General features: G+C 39.5%; 11 protein-coding genes. 8 read left to right on the plus strand and 3 right to left on the minus strand.

Features of this window, described 5'->3' with window-relative positions; genetic code table 11:
* Positions 1-284: 284 nt before the first annotated feature.
* Positions 285-1,559: an exonuclease subunit SbcD gene (gene sbcD, locus IQ264_RS03925; RefSeq protein WP_193978812.1), complete on the minus strand. Its 1,275-nt coding sequence runs from the start codon at positions 1,557-1,559 to the stop codon at positions 285-287.
* 54 nt (positions 1,560-1,613) lie between these two features.
* On the opposite strand from sbcD, the gene IQ264_RS03930 reads away from it, so the two are divergent.
* Positions 1,614-2,555 (plus strand): DUF5996 family protein, encoded by a 942-nt coding sequence (locus IQ264_RS03930; protein WP_193978814.1) that lies wholly within the window; start codon positions 1,614-1,616, stop codon positions 2,553-2,555.
* 332 nt (positions 2,556-2,887) lie between these two features.
* Here IQ264_RS03930 and IQ264_RS03935 read toward each other — a convergent pair whose 3' ends face one another.
* Positions 2,888-8,278: a trifunctional serine/threonine-protein kinase/ATP-binding protein/sensor histidine kinase gene (locus IQ264_RS03935; RefSeq protein ID WP_193978816.1), complete on the minus strand. Its 5,391-nt coding sequence runs from the start codon at positions 8,276-8,278 to the stop codon at positions 2,888-2,890.
* A gap of 217 nt (positions 8,279-8,495) precedes the next feature.
* Complete coding sequence (cysH, locus tag IQ264_RS03940; RefSeq protein WP_193978818.1) at positions 8,496-9,233, minus strand: phosphoadenosine phosphosulfate reductase; 738 nt, start codon at positions 9,231-9,233, stop codon at positions 8,496-8,498.
* A gap of 347 nt (positions 9,234-9,580) precedes the next feature.
* Here cysH and IQ264_RS03945 point away from each other — a divergent pair, with 347 nt between their 5' ends.
* From IQ264_RS03945 to IQ264_RS03975, 7 genes are all read left to right on the plus strand, one after another.
* A complete protein-coding gene (locus IQ264_RS03945) occupies positions 9,581-9,862 on the plus strand; it encodes a glutaredoxin family protein (protein ID WP_193978819.1) in 282 nt (93 codons plus the stop codon).
* Positions 9,863-9,893: 31 nt separating this feature from the next.
* Complete coding sequence (locus IQ264_RS03950; RefSeq protein ID WP_193978821.1) at positions 9,894-11,390, plus strand: UDP-N-acetylmuramoyl-L-alanyl-D-glutamate--2,6-diaminopimelate ligase; 1,497 nt, start codon at positions 9,894-9,896, stop codon at positions 11,388-11,390.
* A gap of 405 nt (positions 11,391-11,795) precedes the next feature.
* Positions 11,796-13,118 carry a response regulator gene (locus IQ264_RS32675; RefSeq protein WP_228061273.1) on the plus strand — a complete coding sequence of 441 codons (1,323 nt, stop codon included), beginning with the start codon at positions 11,796-11,798 and terminating at the stop codon, positions 13,116-13,118.
* 42 nt (positions 13,119-13,160) lie between these two features.
* Positions 13,161-13,523 carry a response regulator transcription factor gene (locus IQ264_RS03960; RefSeq protein ID WP_193978823.1) on the plus strand — a complete coding sequence of 121 codons (363 nt, stop codon included), beginning with the start codon at positions 13,161-13,163 and terminating at the stop codon, positions 13,521-13,523.
* Positions 13,524-13,559: 36 nt separating this feature from the next.
* The gene (locus IQ264_RS03965) at positions 13,560-14,099 is read left to right on the plus strand and encodes a chemotaxis protein CheW (RefSeq protein ID WP_193978826.1); all 540 of its coding nucleotides are present in this window, start codon (positions 13,560-13,562) and stop codon (positions 14,097-14,099) included.
* A 282-nt stretch (positions 14,100-14,381) separates the two neighbouring features.
* A complete protein-coding gene (locus IQ264_RS03970; protein ID WP_193978828.1) occupies positions 14,382-17,918 on the plus strand; it encodes a GAF domain-containing protein in 3,537 nt (1,178 codons plus the stop codon).
* Between the two features lie 124 nt (positions 17,919-18,042).
* Positions 18,043-21,297 carry a hybrid sensor histidine kinase/response regulator gene (locus tag IQ264_RS03975; protein ID WP_193978830.1) on the plus strand — a complete coding sequence of 1,085 codons (3,255 nt, stop codon included), beginning with the start codon at positions 18,043-18,045 and terminating at the stop codon, positions 21,295-21,297.
* Positions 21,298-21,405 lie beyond the last annotated feature (108 nt).

Below are 21,405 nucleotides of genomic sequence, written 5' to 3' on the forward strand. Positions count from 1 at the left end.
TGGTAGTTACAGCCATTAAGTTATTAACACCTGAGTCTATTGGCTTTTAGCTAGACAAATGACTAATATTGAGGAGAATTAGCTAAATTTTTGGCAACTGTATTTCCCCCCAAAACTAGTTGCCTACAGCACCAGGTTCCTTTTCAGTTAACAATTCTCTCTTAGCAGAAACAAACTCTTGTTTAGATCTCAAGTACGGATTGAACGCAGCGAAGTTTCAGAGGGCGGTTAAAAGCAGTTAAAAAAAGTCTCTCTCACAATACAAAGAAGATTGCAATCCGCTCTCATAACAATCGCAATTGACCATCTCCTTCTATTCCCGAAACTTCCCAATCTTCCTCATTTTCCCCTAACAATCTTTGCGCTGCTTCCATCATTTCCCCAGCAAGCTCTCGCAAATCTTCCCGATTATCTAAATAAGTTTTCAGTGCTTCTAAAGGAGTCATACTAGCACTAGAAGTCAGTTCTGGTAAACGAGGTTTTGCTAATTGACTGACTAATTCTGCTTGAATTGTGTAAGTATGAGCGTCAGTTAAAGCTTGGTGCAAAGATGCTGTATCAATTAAGTCTAATTGTTCCGATCGCAATTTGTAAATCAACCTAACTACCGCATCTTTTATCTCTTTTTTCGCGATCGCCTTTATTATAGCCCCCTGCGGGTCATCAGCTTTCGACACATCGACTTCGATCGTACAAAAACACCGCACAGGTAAAGGGCAAAACTCCCATTCAGTATTCCCCTTTTCCAAGTGAATCATCACATAACCTTTATCTTCCTTTTCCTCACTAAAATCTACCCGTTCAATACTTCCCGGATAAACCACAGGAGGATCGTTAGATTTGTTTAAATTTTGGTGTTTATGAACGTGACCTAAAGCGACATAATCAAAACAAGACCGAGTTAAAAAAGATATCGGAATCGTAAAACCTTTGCCAACTGCTAATAACCTTTCTGCGCCTAAACTTGCGCGATCGGCCATTAAATGCGCTAACATAATTGTCGGTAAATTAGCATCTAAACGTCTAATTTCTCCTTCTAACGCAGGTTCTAATTTTTTAATCAATAACTCGTTAACTTCAGCTAAACTTAACCCTTCTGTTTCCGGTCGAGTTAACAAAGTCGATCGAGTAATCCAAGGTAAAGTAACAACTTGCACCGCACCATTAGCAGTTTGAATACAGTGAGTTTTAATCGAATCGCCAACAATAAACCCAGGTACTCCCAATGTGCGATAAATACCTAAGCTTGCGCCTCCCTGTCCTTGGGAATGTTGGTCATGATTTCCCACTAACAAAACCGTAGGAATTTGAGCATCAACTAAACGGCGAAACTGACTAGCAAAAGCTTCTTTTACATAAGGTGGCGGCGTAGCATCAGGAAAAGCATCACCACCAAATAATACTAAATCAACGGGTTCTGCGATCGCTCTATCAATACATTTTCCCAATGTACTAACAAAATCTTCTAACCTTGTATTCAAACCCGTGACTGGATTAACTTTCCCATGAGAAAACCCGCTTCCCATGTGAATATCAGATAAGTGCAGAACTTTAATCATTTTTGTCACTTCTTATATCTAAAATATTATAAATATAAAGTATAGATTGATCTCATGGCTCTTCCCACGTCTAATTTAGACTCAGAAGTTTGGGTGTCCTTACCGATCGCAGATTGGCAAGATACAAATGAAACGCTACATCTGTGGACTCAAATTATTGGCAAGATTCGATTAGCACTCGCTCCGAAAATAAATCACTGGTGGCATTCCACTCTTTATGTCACCCCGCGTGGACTGACTACATCAACCATTCCCTACAAAACTCGTACTTTTCAAATCACCTTTGATTTTCTCAATCATCAATTGGTGATAGAAACCAGCGATGGAATGAAAAAAACCATTGCGCTGATGCCCCGCTCGGTGGCTGATTTTTACCAAGCGGTGATGAGTACTCTTCTGGATGCGGGAATAGACTTGCACATCTGGACAATACCACAGGAAGTGAGCGATCCCATTCCCTTTGAGCAGGATACTCAGCACCAGACTTACGATCCCGACTATGCTCAACGGTTTTGGCGAATTCTCGTGCAGTGCGACCGCCTCCTAACGATTTTCCGCGCTCGTTATGCAGGAAAGTGTAGCCCAGTTCATTTCTTTTGGGGCAGCTTTGATTTAGCAGTGACTCGCTTCTCTGGACGACGTGCGCCCCAGCATCCTGGGGGTGTGCCAGGGATGGCAGACTGGGTGACGCGAGAGGCTTACTCCCATGAGGTAAGCAGTTGCGGGTTTTGGTTTGGCAAAGGCGCAATCGAGCCATTATTCTACGCTTACGCCTATCCAGCCCCCGAAGGATTCTCAGATTACCTGGTGCAACCCCAGGAAGCCTTCTTTAGCCCAGAAATGCAAGAGTTCGTCTTGCCTTATGAGGCAGTAAGGCAGGCAAGCGATCCAGACACAATGGTACTGAATTTTTTGCAAAGCACTTACGAAGCAGCAGCGAATTTAGGGCATTGGGAACGGGTGGCGTTAGACTATAGCCCAGTGATGAAGAGTTAGATTTTCTGTTCTGATACCAAATCCGGGTTCGCTACCCGATTGGCGTATCTTCTTCCTCTTCTCTTTGCGCTCTTCGCGTCTTATACCAAATCCAGGTTAGTTACCCCCGTTATCTTCTCCTTCTTTCCTCTGTGTCCTCTGCGTCCTGGAGCGGTTTAATCATAAAGGGGGTTTTTAACGCGGATTTGGTATTACGTGCTACGCACACGCTACGCGAACGCGGTTCAAATAAAAAGGGGGTAATCAACCCGGATTTAGTATGATTTCTCCCAAACTAAGCGAAGCGATGATTGAACCTTTAGCATCCCCTCAAGTTTAGTCAGGGGAGTACGTCAAATTGGCAGATTAATGATAAATTCAGTACCCTCTCCTAGCTGAGAATAGCAGTGGATAGAACCATCATGTTTTTCCACTACAATTTGACGAGCGATCGCTAATCCCAATCCTGTTCCTTTCCCCACTCTTTTTGTCGTAAACAAATAATCAAAAATTTGGCTTCTTATCTCTTCTGCGATACCTAATCCATTGTCAGCTATACGAATAGCAACCTGGTTTGATTCAGTTAATAATTCAGTTTTTATGGTAATGCTCTGGGGATTATTTTTGTTGAAATTAGGCGCTTGAGCCATTTCATCAAACATATCGATCGCATTAGCTAAAATATTCATAAATACCTGATTTAACTGACCAGGAAAACATTGAATTTCCGGCAGATTGCCATACTCTTTAATTACTTGAATTTCCGGTCGCTGGTCATTTGCTTTCAACCGATGTTTGAGAATCAGCAAGGTGCTTTCAATGCCAGAATGAAGATCGAAAGATACTTTATGATTTGTGTCAGCACGAGAAAAGACGCGGAGACTAGTACTAATATTTTTAATCCGATCGCATCCCACCTGCATGGAACTAAGTATTTTCGGTAAATCTGTCAAAGTATATGCTAAATCTATTTCTTCTTCATGATCTTCTATCTCAGGAGTAGCAGAAAATTTTTCGCGATACAAATTTAAGTGTTCAATTAAATCAGTTAAACTGGTTTTTGCCTCCATTAAATTGCCCGAAATGAACCCAAGTGGGTTGTTAATTTCATGCGCTACTCCAGCGATTAAATTTCCCAATGCTGACATTTTTTCGCTTTGGATGATTTGTAATTGAGCTTGTTTAAGGTCATGCAAAGCTTGTTGTGCTTGTCGATAGAGTTGTGCATTTTGTAAAGAAATTGCTGCTTGAGTACACAAAAAGTTGACAACCAAAAGGCGATCGGGTGTAAATACCCCTGCTATTGCTTGATTTTGCAAATACAAAATCCCACCTAATTTTCCTTGATTAAGGATGGGTAAACATAAAACACTCTTGGGCTGGTGTCGATCTAAATAATCATCAATCACAGGTAAATCAGTTTTCAGATTATCCATCACCAAAACTTCTTGGGTGTTTTTTACATATTGAATCAGTTTGATGGGTAGATGCGGATAATTTTCCCAAGATTCTGATAGTAATTTGGTAGTTTCTGGTGTGGTAATAGCTCTGACTTGCCATTGGTTTTGAGTTGGAAACAGCAAGATACATTGGTCAGCACCAGAGTTTTGCAGAATAATTTGAGTGAGTTGTTCGAGCAGTTCATCCAATTCAATATTGCTCGAAATGCTTTGTGCAGCTTTGAGAACTGAGGTAAAATCTAAGGCATCAGAAATAGTCGTGTTACTACCATGAGATGACTGAGTTATCGTTTGCAGTGAAAAGTTGGTGAATGTTGTTAGGGGTGCTAAGGTTTTTAAGTAGAGTTTTTGTTGTTCGAGGATGGGTTGCAGGAGTAGAGAATAGCGTGTTTCTAAGTGATCGGTTTTCGCTTTAGCTCCCCACCGAGCATAACAATAATAGGCTTCCTGCATATAACCTGCGGCAAATTTTTCTTTATCCCAGTTGAGGCAGAATTTAGCTGCTAGTTCATTGGCGAGGGCTTCTTCATAAATATAATTTTGAGTTTTGGCGATCGCGATCGCTTGCTCATAAAAATCAATTGCCTCTACTTTTCGTCCATCAAGCCGCGCTTTTTCAGCTTGTAACAAGAGATACTTATGACGAATATTAGCTGGGCAATCTTCTTGCCATCGCTCTAACTTTTCTTCTAGGGATGCGAGGGCTTGCCAATGGGATTGACGAGTTAATTCATCATTAGACATCTCAATCAAAGCTATGTGCATTAATGCTACATAAAATACGCTGGAAGGGACTTTAGCATGGCTGGAAATAGTATTTTCAATGATGCTCAGTTTGGGAATTAAATCTGTGTATGTAGCGGGTTGGTCAAATAAATAAGCATGACGAATTTTCACAGAATAGAACCAAGCTAGATGATATGGGGTGTTGCCATATTTCTGCAAAAATTCTGTTTCGCTAAAACCATCATCATCAAAACTCACAATTGTCTTAGTTAACCCTAATAGATGACGAATTGGTTGCAGCACGCCAACGAGTAAAGCATCTAAATTGTCTAAACTTTTGATCTGATGGAGAAAATCTGCATGAGTTTTGGCGATCGCATAAAGTTCATCCAGTTGTTTGCCAGCTGTCAGGCGATCGGAACCACTTTGCATCATCATAAAACTGACAGTTAGCCAATTTCCTGCTTCCATGCCATACTTGAAAGCATTTTCGTAGTAAGTATTCGCCTCTTGTAAGGGACGACTCCAACTATGCACGTCAGCAGCAAAGAGAAAATTTGTCATTCCTCGGACATCGGCATTATCAAACTGTTCGCAAAGTTGAACTGCTATATTACCGAACTGATAAGCTAGAGTCGCTTTTTTTAGGAGGGCATTAACAATTAAACCATAGCCCACATAACCAAAAGGCGACATATCACTATTACCATACTCCAAAGATAATGTTGTCATCTTGGCTAGTGCTAATAATGCTAAAGTGCTTTCACCATTGAGCCATGCAGCATAAAAGAAAACTTGTAGAATTCGCAGCATTTCTGCAATGATTGCATCTTCCATTTTAGGAAGTTCCAGAATCGATTCAATCGTCTGTTGCTCTAGGAATTTATTAACTGTCTCAATTTGTTCGTCGAGGCTAGATTGAATGCTTTCTGGTGTTTCTGGTACTGTCCATCCTAACAGTTTGAGGCTCTGACGTTGAATCGCGATCGCTTCAGCATTCCGTCCCTGAAGTTGATATTGCGTCATCTGTATCCGATAAATTACAGCTTTATCTAAGGGAGTTTGCGCTTGGACGATCGCTGTAGCATAAAGGGCTTCTGCTTGCTCAAAATTGCTATAAAGATAAGCTGCTTCTGACCCATTGCAGTAAAGTTTATAGATTAATTGATAGTCAGTTTGCCAAGCTTCTTTAGGTAATAATTCAATACCGATCGCGCAATAGTTTTGTGCTGCTTGATAAGCTGCCGAAATTTTAGCTTTTTGTCCAGCTTGTAAGTTTAACTGCGCCAGTTGTTGTTTCTGCTCTTGACTAGAAATCACAAATCGGCCTAAATTCAATTGATTAACTAAATTGAAGATCTCTTCAACTTGTTGCTGGTGAGTTAACCCTTGCAATAACAATTGACCAATTTTCAAGTGTGTTATTTGCTTGCGATCTTCAGGAATCAGAGAATAGGCAGCTTGTTGAACGCGATCGTGCAAAAAACGATACTGCACATTATCAATATTGCCCAGATTTCCATTTGTCTCCTCCTGATTCAAATAAAATTTATAAACTTGGCTCTGTGGTATTACCAACCCTTCCTGTAATGCTCTCCATATAGCTGCCGATACCGCTGTTTGTGTTTGTTCACAAATAATTGCTAAGGTATTTAAATCAAAAGAGTTGCCAATACAAGCCGCTAACTTGAGTATTTCCTGAGTATCACCAGGCAATTTTTGCAATTGAATTGCCATAAATTCTACTACGTCACCAGTAAGAGATAGGGCATTGATTCGAGTAAGATCGCATTCCCAATAACCGCGATCGCTATTAAATGTAATCTGCCCATCTTCATGTAATGCCTTGAGAAATTGGGTCGTAAAAAAGGGATTACCTTGGGTTTTGCGAAGGATTAATTCTGTCAGGGGATATGCGCTCTCAGTTCCACAACACAAAGTATCAGCTACTAACTGGTTCGTATCATTAAAAGATAGAGGTTTGAGCGTCATTGTATTGACTGTTTTTCCGGCTTTTTCGAGTTCTTCCACCGTCAATATAAACGGGTGAACTGGCGAAACTTCATTATCTCGATATGCCCCTAATAAAAGTAGATACTGATGCTCTTCCATCAACAATTTAACTAATTGTAAGGAAGCAGAATCTGCCCACTGCAAATCATCCAAAAATATTACCAATGGATGTTCTATATCTGTAAAGACATTGATAAATTTTTGGAATAATAAGTTAAATCGATTTTGGGCAGCTGTTCCTGATAATTTTGGGGCTGAATGTTGTTGTCCAATAACTCTTTCTAGCTCAGGAATGACTTCAATTAAAACCTGTCCGTTATCTCCCAAAGCGGTAAGAATTTTATTTCTCCACTCTGCTAATTTTCGATCGGATTCTGATAATAATTGACCCATTAATTCCCGCAAGGCTTGCACAAAGGCAGAGAAGGGTATGTTGCGGTTAAATTGGTCAAATTTACCTTTAATAAAATACCCTTTCTGACGAGTTATTGGTTTGTGTACTTCATTAACTACTGCTGTTTTCCCAATTCCTGAAAAGCCTGCTACTAGCATCATTTCGGAACTGCCATTGACAACGCGATCGAATGCGTCTAATAGTACTTTAACTTCTTGTTCCCTTCCGTAAAGTTTTTCGGGAATAATAAATCTGTCTGATATATCTCTTTTGCCCAGCGCAAATTCAGCAATTTTGCCTGTGGCTTTTAATTGATTTAAACAATTTTCTAAATCATGTTTTAATCCCAAAGCAGTCTGATAGCGATCTTCTGCATTCTTCGCCATCAATTTATTCACAATTGCTGATATTACTGTCGGTATTTCTGGATTTATATTGTGGATCTCTGGTGATTGTTGTGCCAGATGGCAATGCAACAAATCCATTGGATCTTCGGCTTCAAATGGTAATTTTCCCGTTAATAATTCAAATAATGTCACCCCCAAGGCATAGAAATCTGTGCGATAATCTATGCCGCGATTCATCCGTCCGGTTTGTTCGGGTGCTAAGTAAGCTAATGTGCCTTCTAAGTTGTTGGGATTTTTGATTTCTTGGGTTTCTTTTGGTAACAATGACGCAATACTAAAGTCAATTAATTTGATTTCTTTTGTATCTGGATTAATGATAATGTTAGCAGGTTTTATATCTTTGTGAATGATGCGGTTGTAATGAATTTGATGTAAAGTAGCTGCTAGTTTTTGGGCAATTTCCAGTACTTCTTGTAGGGATAATTTATGCTTTTTGATATAATCGCGCAGGGAAATTCCTCCGAAATCTTCCATGACTAAAACATAACTATTCCGATAATTTTCCAGTCTGTAAGGACGGACGATTCCTGCTATATCAAGGTTTTTCGCGATCGTATATTGATTACGAAATTGGAGTAAGTCGTTGAAGCTGGGATATTCTTGCCGGAGGAACTTCACAATTACTGATGAGGATTCTGTATTTTGGGCTACTGAAACCCCTCGATATACAAGGGTATGGTCGCCTGCATAAAGTTCTTCTGTTAAGTAGTATTTGCCTAATAGATTATTAGAATCGATGATCATTTTCTGATAATTTTCCGCTTTCAAAAATATTTTGAGACTTTATTGAAGTCTAAAATAAAGCTTGTGAAAAACTTGTGGCATTTACTCTTATAGAACACCGATTCAGTAATCATCAAGAGCCTGATTTTGCGTTGGTCGAGAACAATTTGCAAAAATTTCCCCCCTGATTGGACAGCAGGGGGGATCGAGGTTTTATGCAGAAAGTGGGTAAGTCCGATTAAATATGAATCCCACACTCAGTTTTACCAGTTCCACGCCAACGACCTGCGCGTTCGTCTTCTCCATCTGCTACTGGGGTTGTGATCGGTTCGTCGCCAATGCTGGGATAACCTTGGTCGTGCAAAGGATTGTAGATCATATTATGCTCAAAGGCATAAGCCCAGCTTAACTTGCGAGTCCAGTTTGCTAATGGATTGACTTTAATCCGATTCTTGATATCTTTTTCAAAAATTGGCATTGTGGCGCGAGTTGGCGCTTGGTCACGACGACGACCAGTAATCCAAGCTACTGTTTCTAATTCTGCCAAACCGCGTTGTAAAGGTTCGATTTTGGTCAGATAGTGGAATTGTTGAATGTCTGTATCCCAAAGTGCTTCTCCGTGAACTTTGGCGAATTCTTCACGGGTGTTGACATCGGGAATTTTATAAGTGCGGAGATCTAAGTTATAGATTTCAGTAGCTTTTTTAACAAGTTCTAAGGTTTGGGGGAAATGGTGCAATGTTTCCAAAAACATCACGGGTACTGGGTTTGCAGGCTTGAGTTCCCGATAGAGAATATCGGTTATTACTAAGTCATCAACGTTAAAAGCACTAGTTTGTACAAAACCAGTGGGTAGGTTCGCTACGCACCAAGCCAAAATTTCTCTGGGATGGGCGTTTTCAAAACGTTGATTTAACTCATCTAGGTCAAGCTTGTCAACTTCAATTTGTAACCGTGTTTCTGGAGTGTGAACCATGATAACCTTTGACTTTTCCTTCGGCTAATGTTCTATACTTATGAGTTTACCCCAAAAATCCACATAATCCTATCGGAAATCAGAGTTTTTTAAGTTAAAGATTTTGTAGGTATTAATGCTTGGGGCTTAAAAAAATGTAACACGAGTTGGGGACAGAATTTTATTATTTTTTAAAGTTGCTAGTGTAAGAAGGCAGAAGGCAGAAGGCAGAAGGCAGAAGGGAAGAAAGGCAGAAGGCAGAAGGCAGAAGGGTAAATTTTTCAATTGTCTCCCCATCCCCTTGTCCCCTTGTCCCCTTGTCCGTGTCAACAGCCTGAGTTATTTCTTCATTCTCGAAAGTAAGGTAAATGCGATTAATTCTATACAGCAAACCGGGTTGTCACTTGTGCGAAGGTTTGCAAGACAAATTGGAACAAGTCGAAGGAATTGATTTTGAGTTGGAGGTGCGGGATATTACTTCCCGCGATGATTGGTTTGCAGCTTTTCAATATGAAATTCCGGTTTTATGTAGGGTAGCTGGGGAAAATTCTGAGGTGGAGGAACAACTACCGCGCCCTTCACCACGTTGCTCAATTTTACAATTGGAGCAAATGCTACAGAAATATTTAGTTAAAAATGATTCAGAATAATGCCCAATACCCTTTGTGAGGAGCTCCTGACATGAAGCTGAGAGAGATTTTGGCAAGCGTTCCCAACATTGTGCAGTCGCCTAACCATCCGGCTTTGGATGTGGAGGTGACTGGGTTGGCGACTAATTCCCATGCTTGCAAACCGGGAGATTTGTTTATTGGAATGCCGGGAACTAGGGTTGATGGGGGAGATTTTTGGCCTAGTGCGATCGCATCTGGTGCAGTCGCAGCTTTGGTTTCCCCCGCAGCAGCACAAAAAAAGGCGGAGGTGAGCGAAAAACCTTGCATTATTCCCGCTACTGATATGAATCAAGCTTGCGCCCAAGTTGCGGCTGCTTTTTATGATTATCCCGCCCGCAAGTTAAAACTGGTTGGTGTGACGGGTACTAATGGCAAAACTACTACGACTCATTTAATCGAGTTTCTGTTGAGAGAAGCTAATGTTTCTACTGCTTTGATGGGAACTCTTTATGCACGTTGGCAAGGTTTTGAACAAACTGCAATTCATACCACGCCTTTTGCTGTGGAGTTACAGGAACAATTGGCTTCGGCTGTAGCTGCTGGTTCCCAAATGGCGGTGATGGAAGTTAGTTCCCATGCTTTAGCCCAAGGTAGGGTGATGAATTGTCCTTTTGAGGTGGCGGTGTTCACTAATTTGACTCAGGATCACCTCGACTTTCACAAAGATATGGAAGATTATTTTGCGGCGAAGGCGCTGTTGTTCAGTCCTGATTATCTCAAAGGTCGGGCAATTATCAATGCTGATGACCCTTATGGAAAAAGACTCGTTGCACAGTTGAGTTCTGAGAAAGTTTGGAGTTACAGCACTCAAGACCGAACTGCTGATTTGTGGGCGGATAATTTGCAGTATCAACCAAATGGGGTGACGGGTATTTTGCACACTCCGGTTGGTGAAACCCAATTTTCTTTGCCTTTGGTGGGTCAGTACAATTTATCCAATATGTTGGCATCTGTAGGTGCGGCGTTACATTTGGGTTTGGAACTGACGAAAATTGTGGAGTTTTTACCTTTGTTTTCGGGTGTTCCGGGCAGGATGGAACGGGTGCAAATTGCTCCAAATCAGGATATTAGTGTGATTGTGGATTATGCTCATACTCCTGATAGTTTGGAGAATTTGTTGAAGGCTTCTCGACCTTTTATTCCGGGAAATATGATTTGTGTATTTGGTTGTGGTGGCGATCGCGATCGTACTAAACGCCCAAAAATGGGTGGAATTGCGGCACAATTAGCTGACAAAATTGTGGTGACATCCGATAATCCACGTACTGAAGATCCTGAAAAGATTTTGCAAGATATTCTTGTCGGTATTCCTACTTCAGTAAATCCCACAGTCTTATGCGATCGGGCTTTAGCAATTCGCACTGCAATTTTAGAAGCTCAACCCGGTGATGGGGTGCTAATCGCTGGCAAAGGTCACGAAGATTATCAAATTCTTGGGACGGAAAAAATTCACTTTGACGATCGAGAACAAGCACGTTCTGCTTTAGCAGAACGCTTAAATAAGTAGCTTCTCAGTAAAAGAAAGAGTGTGGTCAAGATAAGGAAAAATTTTTCCCAATTTCCCCGAATTTTGACCACATTCCCGAAAATAACGCATTACTATCTTTTTTTAGCTAATTTTTTACTAAGTAAAATTAAAATTTTAATAGTTCTGATTTTAATAGAAAATTATATCATTATTCATAGTGAAATAATGTATTGCTTCTGTAAAGCTTTGTTGTAGCTTATCTTAGCCAATACTTAACTAGATCTCGTGATTTTATGTATATTTATTGATATTAGTTGGTTTGGATGAAAAACCATTAATATTGTATTAAGATTCATAAAAATTAGCTGTAATTAATCCATAAAAATTATATAAAAGAAATTAGACTTTTTATCTATATTAAATATTGCTACTCAAGGAACTAGGATGACTACCAACAATCTAACTGCTAATAAGCTAAGCGAGCAACTCACAAATCTAATTCAAAATCAATTCAGTGGAAGACTAGATATCCAAGGAGTAATCACTACTTGGAGTCTTTACTTTTGTCTCGGTCGCTTAGTTTGGGCTTCGGGGGGATGTCATCTGAATAGACGTTGGTACAGGCATTTGCGGCAATACCTAAGCCAAGTAACCACTGATGATATTCGCTTGCGAGAAGGAGACTCGGTTCAATATTGGGAATATTTAGTGTTAATTGTGTTGGTAAAACGGCAGAAAATTACCGGGGAGCAAGCGGTAGCAGTAATCAAAAGTGCGGTTTTGGAAGTATTATTTGACATTCTTCAGCAAGAAGAGAAAGCACCCTTAGCCTTTAACATCGATCAACAACAGGTTTTAGATGCTTCTCTGACCTTAATCAATCCCGAAAAAGCGATCAAAGAAGCGCAACAAATGTGGGAAGATTGGACTAAAGCTGGATTAGCAAATATATCTCCTAATTTAGCTCCAGTAATTAAGCAAGCTGAGGAATTAAAAGAATTAGCTTCACCGAAAGTGTATGAAACTTTGATCAAGGTGGTGGATGGAAAACGGACATTAAGGGATGTGGCGGTTTTTATTAAGCAAGATTTACTGACGGTGACGCGATCGCTAATTCCTTATATTCGCAAAAAAGTCGTTGGACTAACAGAAATTCCTGATTTACCCAAGCCAGTCCTGACGATGATTGCGCCCCCACCACCGCCACCAACTAGTAGAATAGTGGAACCAGTACCCACCACTAATTTACCTGGACAAACCGCAATTCAACCCACATCACCGCCTAGAACAGCACTACCTAAAACAGCACCGCCTGCACCAACAACTCAACCTCCATCATTAAACAGACCGCTAGTAGCTTACGTAGAAGATAGCGCACTGGATTGTCAAATTATGGAAGGAATAGTGAGTAAAGCAGGTTATGGTTTTGTGAGTATCAAAGATTCCATCCAAGCTTTACCTATGTTGCTGGAATATAAACCGGATTTAATCTTTCTAGATTTAGTGATGCCAGTGGCTAATGGTTATGAAATTTGTGCTCAAATTCGCCGGATTTCTACCTTTAAAAACATTCCGGTAATTATTGTCACCGGAAATGATGGGATAGTCGATCGGGTACGTGCCAAACTGGTAGGCGCTTCCGACTTTTTATCTAAGCCTGTGGGAGAGCAAAAAGTAGTAGCTGTGTTGCAGAAAAATCTCAATTCAGCGTCATCTTTGTCGCCAAATGAAAGCCAAACTCAATCCTTGGGTTATCAGCCTTCTTGATTAAGTTGAAGTCAAATTATTACTCGCAGAAAAGAGGAATATATGAGTACTGTATTACTGGTTGAAGATAGTGTAAGTCAGATTGAAATTATGAGCCGTTATTTGCAACAATTAGGCTTTTCGGTAGTGATTGCTAAAAGCAGTGAAGAAGCACAAGCTAAACTAAAATTACAAAAGCCTAATTTAATTATTCTCGATGTAATTCTGCCTGGTCAAAGTGGTTTTGAACTATGCCGAGAAATCAAAACTGATCCAGATACAAGTCAGATTCCTGTAGTAATTTGCTCAACCAAAGATACAGATGTTGATAAACTCTGGGGCAGTATGTTGGGTGCAGATGCTTATCTACCTAAACCAGTAGAAGCTAATGAACTAGTACGCACAATTAGACAGGTCATTAAATAGCAATTTTTTGGGAAAATTACTCAATAAATAAAAAATATGATAAATAATGCACCACAGGTTTCCGCCCTGACTCGCGTAAATTCTCCTAGTAATATAACCAAAAATGCTCCGCCAGCAGGGGAGAAATTTTTACGTTTTCAATTAGGTGAAGAAGGTATAGCTTTGTTACCTTTGAATATCATCAAACAGGTGATGCAGGTATCAGTAGCAGAGATTCTCACAGTTCCTCAAATGCCAGCTTGTGTGTTAGGAATTTATAACTGGCGGGGGGAAATGCTGTGGATAGTAGATATCGGTAAGTTTATGGGATTTCCCAATTTAGCAACGGGTGGAGTGGAAAACTTAATGGCGATCGCCATTCAAGTTCAGGATCAATACTTAGGATTAGTGGTGCAACAAATCAATGATATCGAGTTGCACGACGTAAATCAGGTAAATATGCCTTCTTTGGGTTTATTTTCTCCAGAAATATTGCCTTATTTACAGGGGTACTTAATCGGAGCGAACAAAGAAGTATTGATGGTACTCAATGGTGATGCGATCGCGCAAGCTCCTCTGTGGCAATTAAATCGATAAGTCAGGAAAAGTTTTGCTAATTTTGTTGACTTCTGTCTGGTTTCGGGGAATCCTAAATTAGAACAAATAATTTAATTTCGGTAACGCAAAGTTTTGAAGTTTTCTAACAATTGCTTGCCAACAGAGTAAAAGAAAACGGATAACTTTGACAGTAGGTAAGCTCATCAGGGTCGTTTTCTCACCTGCTGATGCAGGAACCATATCAAACTTCTATTTTGAATTAACCAATTCAAAATACACCCTTTTTATTAATCAAGTAACAATCACCAATAAATTGCCAAAATGACTACTCATTATCAGCCTAAACAAACTCAACAACAAACTAACGGTTCTCCCAACGGTAGCAAAGCCAATACTGGTTCACCTATAAAAATAATTGCTACAGCTTTAAGCAGTCTTAAATCTGATATTGAAAAAACTTCCCTTTGGGATGCCCCAGAAGTTTCCGAAAAAATGCAGAAACTAGAAAATTTAGTTACCACAGTTGAGCAGAAATTTAAAGTTAGCTGGGAAGCTAGCGTGGAAGCCAAAATTAAAGCAGACAGAGAGAAAACTTTAGCGATCGTTTCTGCAATTCGTCAAGGTTTAGACTTTGAAGGTAAGTTAAAAGTTGCGGTGACAGAACTGCGGCAAAATTTAGGATGCGATCGCGTACTTGTTTATCGCTTCGACAGCGAAAACTATGGCGTAATTATGGCAGAAGCAATGGAATTAGAATTAACTCCATTGTTAGGAAAACCTTTAGAAAGCCACTATTTTGGCGCTGATAGAGCAGCGGAATATTTTACCACACCAATTGTGGTAATTGATGACACATCAAACGAAGAATTCACACCTCAACAAAAGCAGCTATGGAACAAGTTGCAAATTAAATCTTGCCTCACCGTACCCTTAGTAGTTGGGCAACAAGTCTGGGGTTTACTAGTTGTATTGCAACATCAACAAAGTCGTCATTGGCAAGAAAGTGAGAGCCAACTAGTTTATCAAATAGGCGCAGAAATTCTGGTTCACTTACAACAATCAGAATATCGTTGGCAATTAACAGTTCAACCAGAACAAGAGCGAATTTTAAATAATGTACTCAATCGAATTCGCCAATCTCAAAATTTAGACACTTTATTTAGAGCCACTTGTCGAGAAGTTCGACAATTACTAAATACCGATCGCGTTTCCGTCTTTCAATTCATACCCGGTAAAGACTTTAACGAAGGACAATTCATCGCCGAAGATTTGCGCCAAGGCATTTCTTCCGAATTAGGAAATATCTTTGCTGATAGCCGCTTTGGTAAAGACTTTGCTCCTTTATATCGTCAAGGCAGAATTCAAGCCGTCTCTGATGTTTACACTTCTGGATTATCAGAATGTCACATTGAACAATTACTGAATTTCCAAATCCGCGCTAACTTAATTGTGCCATTAATGAAAGGCGAAGAACTTTGGGGATTACTTTGCATTCACCAATGTACTAAACCGCACAATTGGCAAAACTATGAAATTGAATTTGTCAAACGAGTAGCAGCACAATTTGGTATTGCTTTAGACCAAGCTCATTACCTGGAAGAACTACATGAGAAAACTGAGCGATTAGCAGTTATTGCGGAACGGGAAAAGAACTTTATTCAAATGATTGGTAAGGTCGGCAAATCAATAGCTGAACAAGTTCAACAGTTGCGAAATATTGAGTCAATTTTTACATCTACAACTCAACAACTCCGAAGGTTACTAAAAGCAGACCGCATCGCTATCTATCGCTTTAATGAAGATTGGAGTGGAACTTTTGTTACTGAATCTGTCAGTAATGATTGGACTCCCATGCTGAATAAACAAATGTTCGATCACCACTTTGTTGATGATATTGTCGATCAGGGTGGTGTACTGCAAAAAAGTGGAATGAAGTTCCGAGTTACAGAGACTTATTTGCAGTCAACTAGAGGCGGTCATCAGCACGATCGCTCCCATTTCGTTGTAGACGATATTTATCAAGCAAATTTCCCTGAATGTTACATAGAACTTTTGGAGCAATTTGAAGCGAAAGCTTATATAATTGTGCCAATTTTTGCCGGAAACAAACTCTGGGGTTTATTATCTGCTTATCAGAATTCTAGCACTCGGCATTGGGAAGATTCAGAAGTAAACTTGCTATCTCAAATTGCTAACCAATTTGGATTAGCATTGTTGCAAAGTTCTAGCTCGAAAAAAGTAGAAGCACAAGCAGAACAACTAATTCAAGTAGTAGAAAGAGAAAAAACGCTCACCAAAGTTATTGACAAAATGCGTCTATCTCTGGATGTAAATAATATCTTCAAAACTACTACCCATGAAGTGCGACAATTGCTCAAAGCAGAACGAGTTTCAGTATATCAATTCCGTCCTGATTGGAGTGGAGTATTTGTTGCAGAATCAGTAGCTAGTGGTTGGCCGAAATGGGTAGGGCCAGATATTACAACAGTTTGGGAAGACACTTATTTGCAAGAAACTCAAGGAGGTCGGTATCGGCAAAATCAAAAATATGCTGTAGAAAATGTTCATTCCATTGCTAACGACATTAACAATGCAGGTTTATCTCAGTGTCACGTTGAAATGTTGGAGCAAATGCAAATCAAAGCTTATATTATTGTGCCAATTTTTGTTGGTGATAATCTTTGGGGTTTGTTAGCCGCTTATCAACATTCCGAAATTCGTCAATGGGACGATCCAGAAATAAATGTGGTAGCGCAAATTGGTATCCAAATGGGTGTAGCTTTGCGCCAAGCTAAATATTTGGAACAAGTCAAACAACAATCAGAACAATTATCGCAAGCAGCCAAAAGAGAGAAGGAAGCAAAAGAACTATTACAACAACGAGCAATTCAATTACTCGGTGCAATTCAGCCTACTTTAAAAGGCGATTTAACAGTCAGACTTCCAGTAACAACTGATGAAGTAGGAACCCTAGCTGATGCTTACAATAATACCTTGCAAGCTCTACGAAAAATTCTGATTCAAGTACAAACAGCTACAGAAAAAGTATCCCAAACTTCCCACAATAGTGGCGTATCAATTACTGAACTTTCCCAACAAGCACAACTGCAATATCAAAAATTATCAGAAGCACTAAAATTAGTGCAAGCAATGGTAAATTCTACCCAAGCTGTAGCCAAAAATGCCGCTTTGGTAGAAGCGACGGTACAAGAAGCAAATCAAACTGTTTTGCAGGGTGATACAGCGATGAACCGCACCGTTGATGAAATTATGGCAATTCGAGAAACGGTAGCAAAAACTGGGAAGAAAATTAAACGCTTGAGTGAATCTTCACAAAAGATTTCTAAGGCGGTGAATTTAATTGGTAATTTGGCAACTCAAACTAACTTGTTAGCACTCAACGCTGCAATTGAAGCGACAAGAGCCGGAGAGTATGGTAAAGGCTTTGCAGTGGTGGCGGATGAAGTGCGGAGTTTGGCTCGTCAGTCAGCAGCAGCAACCACAGAAATTGAGCAATTAGTACAGGAAATTCAATCGGAAACTGGTGAAGTTGTGCAAGCAATTGAAACGGGAATTCAACAGGTAGTAGAGGGTACTAATTTAGTTAATGAAACTCGACAAAACTTGAATAAAATTGTCGGTGCTACCGCACAAATTCAAGATTTGGTGCAAGGAATTACTCAAGCAACGCAACAGGAAACTCAACAGTCTAAGTTAGTAACTGAAGCGATGACAAGTGTGGCGAAAATTGCTAACAGAACTTCGGAAAACTCTTTGCAGATTTCTTCTTCCTTCCAAGAATTGCTGGTAATGGCTGAAGATTTGCAGTCAAATGTTGGTAAATTCAAACTAAATTAATCTGAATATTTTGTGATTGTTACTTGGTAGTAAGTACTAAAATTTTATTACTTACTACCACGATGTAAAATCAAAATGACGAATGACTGATGACAAATGACAATTGACAAATTACCACAAAGCCATGAATAGTGATAACGAGATTCGCGAACAAGGCTATCAATACTTTCTTGCTGAAGCACCAGAGTTGTTGCAGAATATTGAGCAAGAACTTTTGAATTTACGAGAAGATTATAGCTTAGTTAAAGTGCATAGTTTGATGCGATCGACACACACTTTAAAAGGTGCTGCGGCGAATGTAGGTTTGGAGACAATTAAAACAATATCTCATCATTTAGAAGATGTATTTAAGGCGCTTTATAACCCAGAAGTAGAAATTGATCCTGACTTGGAAATGCTGCTTTATGAAGGGTATGAATGTCTGCGCCTACCGTTAATGGCAGAAATTACAGGTAGTTATGTAAATGAATCGGAAGCTTTAGATAGAGCGGTAAGTGTTTTTGCTAAATTACAAGAAAAATTAGGTGATTATTTCGGTAAAGAAGCACAAATTCCTAGTTCAGTAGAGTTGGGATTTGATATTACTAAATCTATTTTTGAGGTAGGCGTAAAACAACGCTTGGAAACTTTGGCAACTGCCTTAGAATCAGCAAATTCTGAAGAATTAGAGGCAGTTTTAAGAGAGCAAATACAAGTTTTTATTGGCTTAGGAGAATCTTTAAATTTACCTGGATTTGGGGCGATCGCGCAAACCACTTTAACTGCTTTAGAACTTCATCCAGAACAACTAGAAACTATTGCTAACGTAGCTTTATTAAACTTTAGCGAAGGGTGGTCTGCGGTAATGGAAGGCGATCGCACTTCTGGCGGACAACCTTCCCCAGCTTTACAAAAATTAGCCTACACAAATCTGGAAACATTAGCAACAGACGATCTGTTAACAGATGAATTAATCGAGATTTCTCCTCATAATTTAGAGATTATACCAGATGTTGAATTAATAGTTGATGAATTACCAGAAACAGAAACAGAAGCAACTCTAAAATCTGATATTGAGATTGGAGAAGGATTTGTTGAACCTAGTTTAGATGATGTTTTTGGTAACTTGACCGAAATGGAAGATCAACAAATTTTTGCAGATGAAATAGAAGAAACAGAAATAAGTTTGTCTGAAGTAACAGTGGAAGTTACTTCAGGAGAGAATTTAACTGTTGCCAAAATAGAGAAAGCTACACCAGAACACATAACTGAAACGCATGAATTTTTTGTTAATGGAAAGAGAGAAGTTTCTCAAGCTATACCTGAACAATTCGTTGAACAAACACCAACAAAAGTTAAATTTCAAACTTCTGTGTCAACTTCGCAAACTGCGGCTAATAGCAAAGCTCCTCATTCATCAGTGCGGGTGGATTTAGAATTACTAGAACGCCTCAGTCACTTAGCAGGTGAAATGTTGATTGGGCAAAATAGACAATCGAATATTAGCGAACAATTGCAAGAATCGATCGAGCAATTATGGTATCGTTTGCGAAGACACCAACAAACAATTAACGAATTACGCGATTGGTCAGACCAAATGTTAATCACCCAAGAACGTCACCGTGTTATTGACAATTTGGGTGCTAATTTTGATTCTTTGGAGTTAGATCAACACAGCGAATTACATGAATTGTTGCAGGTGACTTTAGAAGATTTAGTGCAGCTAGAAGAAGCGATCGAATCTACTGATTACTTAGCTAAACAATCCAGCCAAATTTTAGCCAAACAACGCCGTCTATTAAATAATACTCAAGAAGACTTGCGGACGGCGCGAATGTTACCATTAGGCGAAATTTTTAGCCGTTTTCCGCGACTTTTACAACAGTTATCTTCTGCTCACAATAAACGAGTAAAACTAACATTAATTGGTACCGAAGTATTAGTCGATCGCGCCTTAGCAGAAAAGCTTTACGATCCTTTATTACATTTAGTTCGGAATGCTTTCGATCATGGCATTGAACCACCGGAAATTCGCGCTAATCAAGGTAAACCAGAAACAGGTAATATTGCAATTTGCGCCTATCACCGAGCTAATAAAACAATCATTGAAGTCAGGGATGATGGTCAAGGTTTAGATTTAGACCGCATCCGGCGACGCGCTGTAGAAATGCAAATTTTATCTGTTGAACAAGCAGATAAAGCTTCAGAAGCTATTTTGTTGAATTTATTATTTGAACCTGGATTTTCTACCGCTTCTCAAGTAAGCGACCTTTCGGGACGTGGAATTGGTTTAAACGTAGTGCGTTCCCAAATGGAAATGTTATCTGGTTCAGTAATAGTTAACTCGGAACCAAGACAAGGAACTACATTTTTGTTACAGTTCCCCTTAAGCTTAACGATGGCAAAATTAATGATTTGCGAAGCTAAGGGTACTGTATATGCCTTGCTTTCCGATGCTATCGATCAGATTATTCTGCCCAAAACTGACCAAATTCAATATAGTAATGGTCAAAAAGTTTTGCATTTAAATAAGCAAAAAAATGCCGTAATTCCTATTTACAATATGGCGGAATTAATGAGGGGAAATTCAGCAATTTATCACAGTAAATCACCTACAATAGTCGATCGGAATAATCTTGAAGCAGAAACATTCAATTTTTCCACAACTCCCCTACTGCTACTGCGGCAAACTTCTCAAGTAGATTTATGGCAAGGAACAGAAATTGTGGCGTTAGAAATTGACCAAATTATGGGTGAACAAGAACTAGTTATTCGGTCTTTGGGAAAAGCGATCGCACCTCCTAGCTATATTTATGGTGGCAGTACTTTGGCGGATGGTCGTTTAACATTGGTGATTGATCCGATTATTTTAGTTAGTAAATTACTAGATCAAGTAACAGGAAAAACCTCAAATTCTGATTGGCAATGGGAAACTAACAACAGTAAATCTGATCTAGAACTTTTAAATCTGCAACTCAATCCTCCGGCAACTTTACCACAGCTTTCTGCTACGCCGAAAAAGATTTTAGTCGTAGATGATTCTATTAGCGTGCGACAAACTTTAGCCATGACTTTACAAAGGTCAGGCTATCAAGTATTGCAAGCCCAAAATGGTCGAGATGCCCTGCATCAAATTCAACAAAACAGAGGCATTCAATTAGTAATTTGTGATATTGAAATGCCCTCAATGAATGGTTTTGAATTTTTAAATAATTATCGTCAAGACGCAACTTTAACCCAAGTACCTGTTATTATGTTAACTTCTCGTACAGGAGAAAAACATCGCTTGTTAGCTAAAGAATTAGGTGCTGCGGGTTACTTTACTAAGCCATATCGAGAAGCCGAAATGTTACAAGCGATCGCTGATTTATTCGCTCAAAAAGTACCCAGTTTAGCCTGAAGAAGGCAGAAGGCAGAAGGGAAGAAAGGCAGAAGGCAGAAGGCAGAAGGGAAGAAAGGCAGAAAGTAAAAATTTCTCTTGTCCCCTTGTCCCCTTGTCCCCTTGTCC

The sequence above is a fragment of the [Phormidium] sp. LEGE 05292 genome (assembly GCF_015207735.1).
GTDB lineage: Bacteria > Cyanobacteriota > Cyanobacteriia > Cyanobacteriales > Aerosakkonemataceae > Floridanema.

What these genes read in the sequence shown, in the direction of transcription:
- sbcD (WP_193978812.1), bottom strand. Translation starts at nt 1,559, where the DNA reads ATGATTAAAGTTCTGCACTTATCTGATATTCACATGGGAAGCGGGTTT.
- IQ264_RS03930 (WP_193978814.1), top strand. Translation starts at nt 1,614, where the DNA reads ATGGCTCTTCCCACGTCTAATTTAGACTCAGAAGTTTGGGTGTCCTTA.
- IQ264_RS03935 (WP_193978816.1), bottom strand. Translation starts at nt 8,278, where the DNA reads ATGATCATCGATTCTAATAATCTATTAGGCAAATACTACTTAACAGAA.
- cysH (WP_193978818.1), bottom strand. Translation starts at nt 9,233, where the DNA reads ATGGTTCACACTCCAGAAACACGGTTACAAATTGAAGTTGACAAGCTT.
- IQ264_RS03945 (WP_193978819.1), top strand. Translation starts at nt 9,581, where the DNA reads ATGCGATTAATTCTATACAGCAAACCGGGTTGTCACTTGTGCGAAGGT.
- IQ264_RS03950 (WP_193978821.1), top strand. Translation starts at nt 9,894, where the DNA reads ATGAAGCTGAGAGAGATTTTGGCAAGCGTTCCCAACATTGTGCAGTCG.
- IQ264_RS32675 (WP_228061273.1), top strand. Translation starts at nt 11,796, where the DNA reads ATGACTACCAACAATCTAACTGCTAATAAGCTAAGCGAGCAACTCACA.
- IQ264_RS03960 (WP_193978823.1), top strand. Translation starts at nt 13,161, where the DNA reads ATGAGTACTGTATTACTGGTTGAAGATAGTGTAAGTCAGATTGAAATT.
- IQ264_RS03965 (WP_193978826.1), top strand. Translation starts at nt 13,560, where the DNA reads ATGATAAATAATGCACCACAGGTTTCCGCCCTGACTCGCGTAAATTCT.
- IQ264_RS03970 (WP_193978828.1), top strand. Translation starts at nt 14,382, where the DNA reads ATGACTACTCATTATCAGCCTAAACAAACTCAACAACAAACTAACGGT.
- IQ264_RS03975 (WP_193978830.1), top strand. Translation starts at nt 18,043, where the DNA reads ATGAATAGTGATAACGAGATTCGCGAACAAGGCTATCAATACTTTCTT.